This window comes from Algorimicrobium bowmanii, assembly GCF_054031195.1.
Map to the genome: position 1 here is coordinate 1,287,920 of NZ_CM132929.1, position 13,215 is coordinate 1,301,134.

A 13,215-nucleotide genomic window follows, 5' to 3' on the forward strand; every position below is an offset into this window, starting at 1 on the left:
TTTCCTTAAATAAAAGTAACGTTCTATTTGGGGATTTATGCCAAATGTCTCAAATGTTTTTAACAAAGTAATCAACAATTGAGCCAATTATACATTTTTTTAATTAGTTTTTAGATCGTTTCTTGTTTGAATCTCGTCTAAAATCTGTGTTATTATTTGACAACCTTTTATTAATTCGGTGTTGCTTATCGTTAGTGGTGGTGTGATTCTAATGGCTTTGGGTTCGAAGAGTAGCCAAAATAAAATTAAACCTGCTTCTTGAGATTTTAAAATAACTTCACTAGTAATTTCGGCAGAAGGCGTTATTGCAGCTAGCATTAAACCCTTGCCTCGTATTTCCTTTATTAGTGGATGTTTCAGGTGTTTTTTAATTAAAATTTCTTTTGTTTGGGTTTCATTCATTAATTGAGATGATACCACTTCATTAAGTGTCGCATGTGCTGCGGCAGCAATAACCGGATGCCCTCCAAATGTTGTAATATGCCCTAATTTAGGATTATCTTGAAGCAATTGCATGAGTTTATTAGAACTTGTAAAAGCGCCAATGGGCATGCCGCCACCAAGCCCTTTTCCTGTAACAAGAATGTGAGGTGTACAGTTATAGTGTTCGAAAGCAAAAAGTGTTCCTGTACGACCTATTCCTGGTTGAATTTCGTCTAGAATTAATAAGGCTCCAACCTCTTCACAACGTTTTTTTACGTTTTCTAAGTATCCAGGATTTGGTTCAATAAAACCTGCTCCACCTTGAATAGTTTCCAGAATAACACCAGCGGTTTTAGTCGTTATTTTTTGAATATCGGCTTCAGAGTTGAATTGTATAAATCGCACATCTGGAATTAATGGACGGAATGCTTTTTTGCGTTCTTCATAGCCCATTACGCTTAATGCTCCCATAGTGTTTCCATGATACGCATGTTTTGCAGATATTATTTCACTCCTTCCTGTAGCGCGTTTGGCTAATTTTATTGCGCCTTCAACTGCTTCTGTACCTGAATTTGTTAAATAAGTGCTTTGTAATGAATCGGGTAAGTTATTGGCTAGTAATTTAGTTAAAGCAACAGCTGGTTCTTGAATGTATTCACCGTACACCATAACATGCAGGTATTTATCTGCTTGGTCTTTAATAGCGTTAACGACTAAAGGGTTATTGTGTCCTAGTGTACACGCTGAAACTCCTGCAACAAAATCTAAAAACGCTTTATTGTCTGTATTGTATATATATGAGCCTTTAGCATGCGAAACCTCCATAGCTAAAGGGTGAGGAGATGTTTGTGCTTGGTGCTTAAAGAAATCCGTTTTCACTGTTAATTGTCTTCTAAATTAATGGCCTCATTTATTTGAGGAGCTGTATTTTCTTCTATAGTTTCTGTGTCTGTTTGCGGTATGTTTCTAGATGCTCGACTTGGTTTTAACGGTTTTTTACTGTTAGGGCTCATTTCCTGTTTGTCCGTGTTGTCAGCTTTTTCAACCCGTTCTAGTAATGCATCATCAAAAAACTTCTCTTGAGGTACATAATCATTTATACCTTCAATTTTAGGTAAGTTTAATGGCGGGTCGTCCGAAAATAAATCTTCAACACTTGTTGGTCGTTCTTCTGCGCGCCAAACAAAATTTCTTAATAGTCTTCCGTTTTCAGGGAAATCAGACTCTGGAGTCATAGTCGCATCTGGTTGTTTATATCGAATAAATTGTTCAATATCTCCTTCTGAAAAAAGAATTGAAATACTACCCGATTTAGCTTTATCTATTCCTATTAACTCTTGGTTTTCATTTCGAGCATAAAAGATAGACTCTGCATTTTTATCAATATCCACTTGTCGTAGATTATTTTCTTCATCAAATAAGCCAACTAGCGTTTTTCCTTTTACTTGGTTGTATCCGTTTTCACTTAAAGTATCTTTACTGACAACAAAAGCATTTTCAAATACAAAAAGAGAATCTATTTTCTCTGTTTTAGGATTTGATTTAATATGAATTGTATCACCTGTCATTTGATTCTCAAGATTCCAAATTATTGGATCTCGTCGTTTAGCAAATGGGTCGCTTGATGAAAGACGTTTTAAATTAATTAGTTGTGTTAATCCGGTTGCTTGATTTACATGAACAGAATCGGCTTTACCACTCATATCGGATTTGTAGAACTTTGCATTTCTGAAAGCACGTGTAATACGTTTTTCAGGTACTCCTGTTACCATAAGGGTGTCGGCATGCATATAGATAGAGTCATTTTCTTGAACCGTAATAGCTAATGCTCGTTTGGTAATAAAAACAGAATCTTTTGCTTTGTAAATTTCAGCATAATGCCCTTTAATGATGCTTTTATTTAATGTGTCAGTTACTGTTATGTTGTTGGTTGCCGAAGCAAAATTTCTAGTATTATCAAAAAATAAGCTATCTCCTTCAAAAATACGATTGTCATAATCAATACGAGTATTTTTTACACCATAACCTGTTTTGTTTTCAGTGTCATAAAATCCTTTTTCGCAATAGGTTTTACTTTCATCAGTAACTATTGTTGATGGACCGTATAGGTAAGCATGTCCTGTTTCAGAATAAAAATCTAAATGATTGGTATTAATTATATAGTCTGGATTTGTTAATACAACCGAATTTACAAATTGGTATTTTTGTGAATCCATGTAGTAACGTCCAATTTTACTGGTTATAACGCCAGATGAATCGCGCTGAACACGGCCGCCACTTTTATAATATGATTCCTGTTTAATTCTGTCAAAATATAACGTGTCGGTTGTAAGTGTAGAATTCGGCTCCGTCAGAACGACTTCACCGCTTGCAAATGCTAGCTGTGTTTTTCCACTATACTCAACATATTTAGCATTCATATTAATGGTGTCTCCTTGTTTCATTTTTACGTTGCCATAAGCTTCAAGGAAATTTTCGTTGCTGTATAAGTTGGCTTGGTCGCACCACATGTCTATTCCTTCATGCACCACATGCACCTGGCCAGAATCATCACGTGTCATGACTTTTAAGCCCGGTTCTATAGCATCATCAAAGTTTAAAAAACCACTATAAACAATTTGAATTTGTTTTTGTTCTTGTGCTATTGTTGATGAAAAAACCAATATGCAGCAGATGAACAGTATATATGTGTAGATTGCTTGTTTCAAATTCTAAAAATTTGTGTCAAAAATAATCATTAAAACGGTGTGAAACGGTTGTTTGTGAAATTTTTAATAGAAAATTAAATGAATACGAACTTTTTTAAAAGAGAAAAACCTATCAATTTTTACGTTGATAGGTTTTGTATTTAGTCGTTTTAGATATGTATTATCTAAAAATAGTTTGTTTTCTATCCGGACCAACGGAAACAACTGTAATCGGAATTTCTAATTCTTTTTCTAAAAAGTCGATATAGTCGTTTAATTCTTTAGGGAATTCAGATTTGTCTGTCATTTTGGTTAAATCTTCAGACCAACCAGTAAACTCTGTATAAATAGGTTTAATATTTTCTGGTTCGATGTTGTATGGTAAATGCGTAATTGTTTCACCTTTATAATCGTATGAAGTACATATTTTTAAAGTTTCAAAACCTGATAATACATCACCTTTCATCATCATTAATTTGGTAACACCGTTAACTTGACATGCATATTTTAATGCTACCAAATCTAACCAACCACAACGTCTTGAACGTCCCGTTACAGCTCCAAATTCGTGACCTATTCTAGCCATATCTTCTCCCGTTTGATCAAATAACTCAGTAGGGAATGGGCCGGAACCAACACGTGTAGTGTAGGCTTTAAATATACCATAAACATCACCAATTTGGTTTGGAGCAACACCTAAACCTGTACAAGCACCAGCGGCGGTTGTGTTACTAGATGTTACAAATGGGTAGGTTCCAAAATCAATATCTAATAAAGAACCTTGTGCTCCTTCAGCTAATATAGTTTTACCTTCCTTTTGAGCTTGGTATAAATATTCTTCAGAATCGATAAAGGTTAGTTCTTTTAATTTTTCAACAGCTGCAAAAAACTCTTTTTCTAACTCTTTAAGGTTGTACTGTATTTCTACATTATAGAAGCTAATCATAGCTTCGTGCTTATTAGCTAATGCACGGTATTTATCTTTCCAATCGGATAATTCTAAATCGCCAATACGGATACCGTTTCTACCGGTTTTGTCCATGTAAGTTGGGCCAATACCTTTTAATGTAGAACCAATTTTAGCTTTACCTTTTGCAGTTTCGCTAGCAGCATCCAACATTCTGTGAGTTGGTAAAATTACATGCGCTTTTCTTGAAATGATTAGTTTTGAAATATAATCAATTTTAAACTGCTCTAATCCTTCTAATTCTTTTACAAAAACAACAGGATCTATTACCACACCATTACCAATAACGTTTATGGATTTGTCGTGAAATATTCCAGAAGGAATGGTTCTTAATACGTGTTTTATACCATCGAATTCTAAGGTATGACCAGCATTTGGTCCGCCTTGAAAACGGGCAATAATGTTGTAGTTAGAGGTAAGTACATCAACAATTTTTCCTTTGCCTTCGTCTCCCCATTGTAATCCTAGTAGTAAGTCTACTGCCATTTTGTAAAATATTATTTAGTTGTTTTCTTGTTGCCGTAAAAGTAGAGAGAATGGTTGGTTATTTCAATATCAAAAACCTCTTCTATAGTTTTTTTTATCGATTGAATTCGCGGATCGCAAAACTCAATAACTTCACCGGTATCTGTTAGTATTACGTGATCGTGTTGTTTGTCAAAGTATGATTTTTCGTAATGCGCTTGATTTTGGCCAAACTGATGTTTACGTACCAAACCGCATTCTAAAAGTAGTTCTATAGTATTGTATAAGGTTGCACGACTTACACGATACTTTTTGTTTTTCATGTTTAAGTAAAGCGATTCAATATCGAAATGTTCTTCGCTATTATAAATCTCTTGTAAAATAGCATAGCGTTCGGGTGTTTTACGGTGCCCTTTCTCACTTAAAAAGGCTGTAAACACATTTTTAACTATCTCCTGATTTTTTGTATCTGTTTTAACACTCATAATTGGCTGCAAATTTACATATAATTTTAAACTCTTTGCACTTTATCAATACCATTAATTTTTTTTAGGTTGTCCATTAGCTTTTTAAGGATGTTATTGTTTTGAACAACAACATTAATTTTACCTGTAAAAATACCGCCATCACTCTCAAAACTGATGCTCTTCATGTTAACATGCATGTTTGATGAAATGACTTTTGTAATGGTGTTTACGAGTCCTAAATTATCAATTCCTGAAAGTTTAATTTGTGCAGGGAATTCTTGTTGCGAAGAATCTATCCATTTAGCACTCATAATCCGATACGCATAGTTGGACTGTAAACTCACGGCATTTGGACAGTTTTTCTTATGAATTTTCAAGCCGTCATTAATTGTAAGAAAGCCAAAAACAGGATCTCCAGGGATAGGATTACAACAATTTGCTAGTTTGTAATCTAGTTTTTCTTCTTCTTTTCCAAAAACAAGTAAATCATACTTAGAGGTTATTTCGTCTTTTTCAAGCTCTTCTTTAGGTATGTTTGGTTTTCTAGAGATTTTATTTTTTATATAACTCATAAAGGCGTTGCTTCTTGACGAGGCAAAATCTTTAATCATTGTACTATCAATAGAACCTGTTCCTACACGGTAAAATAGATCTAGACTTGTTTTTAATTTGAAAAAATTTACGAGTTCATTAACCGATTTTTCATCTAAGTTAATTTTAAGCTGTTTTAGTTTTCGTCGTAAGATTTCCTTACCATCTTCAGCAATAAGTTTTTTATCTTCTTTTAAAGCTGATTTTATTTTACTTCTAGCTTTAGCAGTAGTTGCGTAGTCCAACCAGTTTGGGTTAGGTTTAGCATTTTCGGAGGTTAAAATATCTAATCGATCACCACTTTTTAATACGTGACTTAGTGGGACTAATTTTCCGTTTACTTTAGCGCCACGTGTTTTCATGCCTATTTCGGTATGAATACTAAATGCAAAATCTAAAGGGGTAGCGCCTTTTGGGAGTGATTTTAAATCTCCTTTTGGTGTGAAAACAAAAATTTCCTTGGAGTATAGATTTAATTTAAATTGTTCAACAAAATCTATAGCATTCGTTTCAGGGTTTTCAAGTGTTTCTTGTAGTTTGGCAATCCATGCATCTATACCTTCGTCATCTGCCTCGCCACCTTCTTTGTATTTATAGTGAGCTGCATATCCTTTTTCAGCAATTTCATTCATGCGTTCACTTCGGATTTGCACTTCTACCCAGCGGCCTTTAGGACCAACAACTGTAATGTGTAAGGCTTCATATCCGGTTGATTTTGGAGATGAAATCCAGTCTCGTAAGCGAATTGGATTTGGTCGAAAATGATCGGTTACAATGGAGTAAATTTTCCAAGCAAGGAATTTTTCGTTTTCAGGATCACTTTTATAAATAATTCTTACGGCAAACTTGTCGTAAATTTCATCAAATGAAACACCTTGATTTAAAATTTTTCTTCTAATTGAAAAAATAGATTTTGGGCGTCCTTTAATTTCATAATTTAGATGCTCCTTATCTAAAGATGTTGAAATAACATTGCTAAATTCTTTAATGTATAGGTCTTGTTCCTCTTTGCTTTCCTTTATTTTGTTTAAAATATCGTTATAAACTTCCGGTTCTGTGTATTTTAAACCTAAATCTTCAAGCTCTGTTTTAATATTATATAATCCAATTCGGTGTGCTAAAGGCGCATAAATATATAACGTTTCAGAGGCAATTTTAATTTGTTTGTCTGCACGCATGGAATCCATGGTTTGCATGTTGTGGAGGCGGTCGGCAATTTTTATTATTATAACCCGAACATCATCATTAAGTGTAAGCAGCATTTTACGGAAATTTTCCGCCTGTAAGGAGACATCCATATCTGTATCCTTATTTAACGAAGAAATTTTAGTTAGTCCGTCTACAATTCTAGCTACGGTTGCTCCAAATAAATCTTCTATATCTTGTGTTGTGTAGCGGTCGCAATCTTCAACTACATCATGTAAAAGTGCCGCGGTTATAGATGTTGCGTCTAAGCCTATTTCTTTAGCAACAATCTTGGCAACAGCAATTGGATGAAAAATATAAGCTTCACCAGATTTTCTGCGTTGATCTTTGTGTGCGTCTACAGCAACATCAAATGCTTTTCGAATTTGAGCCTTGTCTTCTTTTGATAGCGTCCTGTAACTTACTCGTAAAAGCTCACGGTATGCTTTTGCTATAGCTGCATTTTCTTTTTCAATATCAATTTCTGTCATATAGTTAAAAATAGGATAAACAATATAAGTTTACAACTTTTGGTTGCTGTTACTTTTAAATCAGTTTTCTGAAATAGTGTTTTCAGCAAATTTCTTAAAGTTCAATAAATGCTTACTAACTTCTTTACCAAAGGTTCTAGGCATAATTAGTAACAACATGCGCATTTTAAAATTTATTGGAATAAACTCATTGATCATTGTCCAAGATGTTGTTGAGTCTGAAATAGCTTTAAAATGGTTCTGTTGTTTAACAAATATACCATCGCTCTCGAAAGTTATATCAAGCTGATGCGGTAATGCTCTATTAGATATAGTTAAGGTTAGATGTGAATCTTTATTGTTAACATGGTAAAACAATCGTATTTTAGAGCCTACCTCTCTTGGTACACCATCTATATATGCATACCCTTTAAAGTTTTGATGCCAAAATTTGAGGTTGTCCACATTATCTAATTTCTCTAAAAACCGAGTCAAATTAAGATTAATTAATACTTCGGAGCGGTGTTTCATGTATTTGCTTTATTTCTATAGATAAATATACAATTAATATTGATTTACGAAACCTTAATTTAAGGATACTAAAAAACTTTCTGTTCCGTTTGTTAATGCATCTTGCTATATGGGTTAATATTCTTATTTTTGCAGGAATTCAAATTAACAAATTACGACTAATGAGATATTTTTATAGTTTCGTGTTTCTTTTGGCTTTTTTAAATTTAAATGCTCAAACAACTAGTAAGGACGTGTTATTTACAGTTGGAGGAGATCCCGTGTATACTTCAGAGTTTGAACGTATTTTTAATAAAAACCTGGATTTAGTTAAAGATGAATCACAAAAAGATGTTGACGCTTACCTAAAATTATTTATCAATTATAAATTAAAAGTTAAGGAAGCTCAATCCAAGGGATTGGATACTATGCCAACCTATTTACGTGAATTGAATAACTATAAGAAACAGTTAGCTAAAAATTATTTAACAGATACTCAGGTAACAGAGGCGTTAGTTGAGGAAGCTTATCAGCATACTAAAAATGAAGTTAAAGCGAGTCATATTTTAATTCGATTAGAAGAAGGCGCAAATCCTGAGGATACATTAGTTGCTTATAACAAACTATTAAGGTTTAAAGAGCGAATAGAACAAGAAGGGTTTGAGGCTGTACAGAAGGATGTTCATGATGGACAAACTATATATGCTGAAAATTTAGGTTATTTTTCTGCTTTCAAAATGGTTTACGACTTTGAGAAAGTTGCTTATTCTACACCTGTTGGTACTGTTTCTAATCCGTTTAAAACGCGTTTTGGTTATCATATTTTATTAGTAGAAGATCTTCGTCAATCTAGAGGCGAGCGTACCGTTGGTCATATAATGGTAGCAAACAAACGCGATGATAAATTACAAGATGCCGAAACACGAATTCAAGATATTTACACTAAACTGTTACAAGGTGATAGTTTTGAATCTTTAGCTAAGCAGTTTTCTGAAGATAAAAGCTCGGCAGACAAAGGAGGTAAACTAGCTGCTTTTAGTGGCGGACAGCTAAGCTCTTCTGAGTTTGAAGATGTTGCATTTTCTTTAAAAGAAGAAGGCGATATTTCGGAGCCTTTTGAAAGTGGTTTTGGATGGCACATAGTAAAGTTATTCAAGAAAACCGAAGTTGCCGATTTTGAAACGATGAAACCAGAATTAGAAGCACGCGTTAAAAGAGATTCTAGATCACAATTAATAAATACCTCACGAGCTAAAACATTAAAAGCAAATTATCAGGTTAAAGATAATCCTGAAGCTTTAGCGTATTTTGCATCTATTTTAAATCCTAATTATTATGTAAGAAGCTGGAATTTACCTCAAGATTTTACGGGGGATAAATTACTAGTTCAAATTGATAAAAAAGCGATTTTGTATAAAGATTTTGGAGAGTACCTAGTTAAAAAACAACGAAGAGCTCGGGTTAAAAAACCTTTTAATGTTATTGTTCAAGAGCATTACGATGCCTATTTAAATACTCAGATTTTACAATACCAAGAAGAGAATCTTGAAAATGAGAATGAAGACTTTGCTAATGTACTTAGCGAATACCGAGATGGTTTATTGCTTTTTGATTTGATGGAAAAAGAAATTTGGAATGTTTCTAGAACAGATAGTGTTGCTTTAAAAGCCTATTATGAAAATCATAAAACTAATTATAGTTGGGAGCAACGTATTGATGCCGATGTCGCATCTGCATCAAAAAAAGGTACGATTAAAACCGTTAAAAAAATGCTAGAATCAGGTGACGACCCAGAAACCATAAAAAATGATCTTAACGTTAACAATGAAGTGCATGTTATTTTTACTTCAGGTATAATGGATAAAGCTCATCAAGCAATTACACAAGACTTAGATTTTAAAGTTGGTGTTTCAAAAATTTATAAAAACGATAAAGCTTTTGTGGTTGCTAACATTAAAGAGGTTTTGCCAGTTCAACTTAAAACCTATGATGAAGCAAAAGGACAGGTAAGTGTCGATTATCAAGAATTTAAAGAAAACCAATGGTTGGAAGAGCTAGAAGAAAAGTATCCTGTTCAAATTAACGAAGCAGTTTTAAACCAAGTTAAGACTAACTTAAAAAACAACTAATTGAATATTAGATATTATACTGTTTTATTTGTCGCATTATTGTCGGTTTCTTGTTCTAATTTTTATAAACAAGAAGTTGATGAAAACCCGGTGGCTCGTGTAAATGATGTGTTTTTATACGCGAAAGATTTAACGCATCTTTATACGGATAATATGACTGTTGAAGATAGTTTGGTAAGGACTAGTAACTTTATTAATAAGTGGGCAACAAAGCAGTTATTGGTCTCGGGCGCAGAGCGTAATTTAAACGAACAAAAATTAGCCGATTTTGACCGCTTAGCTAAAGAGTATAAAAACGATTTGTATGCTGCGTCATATTTAGATGCTTTAGTAAGAAGAAGTATTGATACTGTTGTCACAACCGAAGAAGCCAAAACCTATTATGAGTTAAACTCTGAGGTGTTTGCTTTAAAAGAAGATTTAATAAAATTTAGATACCTCCAAGTTGCTGAAAATCGTCTAGATCTTTCGGATATAAAAACCAAATTTAAACGCTTTAACGCTGCCGATAAAAAAGAACTAGATTCTATAGGTATTCAGTTTAAATCTTATTCCTTAAACGACTCCATTTGGATTAAAGTTACGCAGGTTGTAGCTAAAATCCCCGTCATAAACACGGAAAATAAAAATGAATTGTTAAAAAAATCTAATTTTATACAACTCAAAGACTCATTAGGACTATATTTGATGCAAATTGAAGATGTTTTGGAGCGTAACAGTACTGCACCTCTAGAGTATATTAAACCAACTATAGACCAGATCGTTATCAATAAACGCAAGTTAGAACTCATTAAAGAATTAGAAAAAGATATTACTAAAGATGCTATTAAAAATAAACAATTCGAAATTTACAAGTAATCATATGCGTCATATATTTACAGGTATAGCACTGTTTTTCACAGTACTAATTCAAGCTCAAGAAATTATAGAAGAAGAAACAGCTATTGAAACACAACAAGATTCAACACAAGCTTCTGGTGCTATAAAAATAGATGGTGTGGCTGCCGTAGTAGGGGATTATGTTATTTTAGATTCCGATGTAGATGATAACATCATGCAGTTAAAAGCGCAAGGTGCTTCATTAGAAGGTGTAACACGCTGCCAGTTATTTGGTAAATTATTAGAAGATAAGCTATACGCACACCATGCAATTCAAGATAGTATTGTCGTGTCTGATGCTGAAATACGTTCTAATGTAGATTTTCAACTACAACAGTTTTTAGCTCAGTCAGGTAAATCAATGGAGGAGTTACTTGAGTTATATGACCATCCTAACGAGAAGGCATTTCGTGATGAAATGTACGAAATCAATAAAGGACAGAAGTTAGCCAAAGAAATGCAAAATAAAATTCTTGATGGTATTGAAGTAACACCTGAAGAAACACGTCAGTTTTTTAATGATATTCCAAAGGATGAACGTCCAACATTTGGAACAGAATTAAAAGTTTCGCAAATTGTAATTGAGCCTAAAGTAACCGATGAAGAAAATGAACGTGTTATTAATCAGTTAAAGCAATTTAAAGCTGATGTATTAGAAAATGGTGCCAATTTCAGATCTAAAGTTGTTTTATATTCCGATGATGTTGCTTCAAGGCCAACCGGAGGATTATATACTTTAAATAGAAAACAACCTCGTATGGTTAAGGAATTCCGTGAAGTAGCTTTTTCGTTACAAGAAGGTGAAATTTCAGATCCCGTTAAAACAGAATATGGATACCATATTATATACTTAGAAAAAGTTAGAGGTCAGGAGTATGATGTTCGTCATATATTATTAATACCAAAAGTGTCGGATGCTGCAATAGCAGAAGCACGTACTGAATTGGTTAAAATAAGACAACGTATTGTTGATGGTGATATTAGTTTTGCCGATGCGGCTCGTGAATCTAGTGATGAAAAAGAAACACGTAGTGAAGGTGGTTTCCTAATTAATCCACAGACTCAAGATTATAATTTTGAACTAACAAAACTTGATCCAGAATTATATGGTCAAATTCAAAACCTTAAAGAAGGTGAAGTAAGTTTAGTACAAACCGAACAAGGACGTACAGGGAATGTTAAGTTTAAAATATTAATGGTTAGCGATCGTGTTGAAGAACATGTAGCTGATTATGCGCGTGATTACTTAAAAATTAAAGAGTTAGCTCTAAATGAAAAACAAATTAGAGCTATAGATAAATGGCAAAATGAAAAAATCATGGATACCTATATTAAGATTAATAATGAATATAGAGACTGTGAATTTTCAAGTAACTGGTTAAAAAAATAAATATGTCTGATGTTGCTGCAATTGAGAGCTTCGTAAAAAAATATAAAGATTTAAAAACTGAAATTGCCAAAGTTATTATTGGGCAAGAAGCAGTGGTAGATCAAATTTTAATTTCCATTTTTTCCGGTGGACATGCTTTATTAATAGGTGTGCCAGGCTTGGCAAAAACACTTATGGTTAATACTATTTCTCAAGCTTTAGGATTGGATTTTAAGCGTATTCAGTTCACACCCGATTTAATGCCTAGTGATATACTTGGGAGTGAAATTTTAGATGAAAGTCGAAATTTTAAATTTATAAAAGGTCCTGTTTTTGCTAATATCATTCTTGCAGATGAAATTAACAGAACACCACCTAAAACACAAGCAGCACTATTAGAAGCTATGCAGGAACGTTCTGTAACAGTATCAGGACATCATTATAAATTAGATTTACCTTATTTCGTATTAGCTACACAAAATCCTATTGAGCAAGAAGGAACATACCCATTACCAGAAGCACAGTTAGACCGCTTTATGTTTGCTATTAATTTGGGATACCCAACTTTTCAAGAAGAAGTAGATGTTGTTAAAGCAACGACATCAAATGTTAAAAAAGAAGTGAAAGCTCTTTTTACCGCTCAGGAAATTGTAGAAATACAACAGTTGTTACGTCGCATGCCAGTTGCAGATAACGTGATTGAATATGCCGTAAAAATGACTGGTAAAACAAGGCCTAATAGTCCAGAAGCAGCCGATTTGGTTAAGAGCTATATTGATTGGGGGGCAGGACCTCGTGCTTCACAGAATTTAATATTGGCAGCCAAAACTCATGCGGCCGTTAATGGGAAATTTTCTCCAGATATGGAAAATGTACAAGCCGTAGCATTTTCAATTTTCAAACATCGTATTGTAAAAAACTATAAAGCAGATGCTGAAGGTGTTACTGAAGAACAAATAATCAAAAGCTTATTCTAAAGTAAATTAGATTTTTGAGTTTTTTATAGGGTTTAAGGTTTGATTACTAAAATAATGTAGTTTCGAATTTGCAACGAAACTTTTCAATTTCATTTT

At 33.4% G+C, this 13,215-nt stretch carries 10 protein-coding genes; 4 read left to right on the forward strand and 6 right to left on the reverse strand.

The genetic code is table 11. The annotated features are described in order from the left end of the window. Positions 1–99: 99 nt before the first annotated feature. The 6 genes from ACW5R3_RS05645 to ACW5R3_RS05670 form a co-directional block, all read right to left on the reverse strand. Positions 100–1,302 (reverse strand): aspartate aminotransferase family protein, encoded by a 1,203-nt coding sequence (locus ACW5R3_RS05645; RefSeq protein WP_456578637.1) that lies wholly within the window; start codon positions 1,300–1,302, stop codon positions 100–102. Positions 1,303–1,304: 2 nt separating this feature from the next. Further along, entirely contained in the window at positions 1,305–3,131 is a 1,827-nt protein-coding gene (locus tag ACW5R3_RS05650) for an OstA-like protein (RefSeq protein ID WP_456578638.1), read from the reverse strand. A 160-nt stretch (positions 3,132–3,291) separates the two neighbouring features. After that, complete coding sequence (locus ACW5R3_RS05655; RefSeq protein ID WP_456578639.1) at positions 3,292–4,563, reverse strand: adenylosuccinate synthase; 1,272 nt, start codon at positions 4,561–4,563, stop codon at positions 3,292–3,294. Positions 4,564–4,574: 11 nt separating this feature from the next. Continuing rightward, the gene (locus ACW5R3_RS05660; RefSeq protein WP_456578640.1) at positions 4,575–5,027 is read right to left on the reverse strand and encodes a Fur family transcriptional regulator; all 453 of its coding nucleotides are present in this window, start codon (positions 5,025–5,027) and stop codon (positions 4,575–4,577) included. A 26-nt stretch (positions 5,028–5,053) separates the two neighbouring features. Further along, a complete protein-coding gene (locus ACW5R3_RS05665; protein WP_456578641.1) occupies positions 5,054–7,276 on the reverse strand; it encodes a RelA/SpoT family protein in 2,223 nt (740 codons plus the stop codon). Positions 7,277–7,336: 60 nt separating this feature from the next. Next, positions 7,337–7,786, reverse strand: a complete 450-nt coding sequence (locus tag ACW5R3_RS05670; RefSeq protein ID WP_456578642.1) for a hypothetical protein — start codon at positions 7,784–7,786, stop codon at positions 7,337–7,339. Between the two features lie 161 nt (positions 7,787–7,947). Between ACW5R3_RS05670 and ACW5R3_RS05675 the strand changes: the two genes are divergently transcribed. From ACW5R3_RS05675 to ACW5R3_RS05690, 4 genes are read left to right on the forward strand one after another with little or no spacing between them, the layout of a single operon-like run. Beyond that, positions 7,948–9,894, forward strand: coding sequence for a peptidylprolyl isomerase (locus ACW5R3_RS05675; protein ID WP_456578643.1), 1,947 nt, complete (start codon positions 7,948–7,950; stop codon positions 9,892–9,894). Beyond that, positions 9,895–10,752, forward strand: coding sequence for a peptidyl-prolyl cis-trans isomerase (locus ACW5R3_RS05680; RefSeq protein ID WP_456578644.1), 858 nt, complete (start codon positions 9,895–9,897; stop codon positions 10,750–10,752). 4 nt (positions 10,753–10,756) lie between these two features. Then, the gene (locus tag ACW5R3_RS05685) at positions 10,757–12,163 is read left to right on the forward strand and encodes a peptidylprolyl isomerase (RefSeq protein ID WP_456578645.1); all 1,407 of its coding nucleotides are present in this window, start codon (positions 10,757–10,759) and stop codon (positions 12,161–12,163) included. Positions 12,164–12,165: 2 nt separating this feature from the next. Then, positions 12,166–13,119 (forward strand): AAA family ATPase, encoded by a 954-nt coding sequence (locus ACW5R3_RS05690; protein ID WP_456578646.1) that lies wholly within the window; start codon positions 12,166–12,168, stop codon positions 13,117–13,119. Positions 13,120–13,215: the final 96 nt, after the last annotated feature.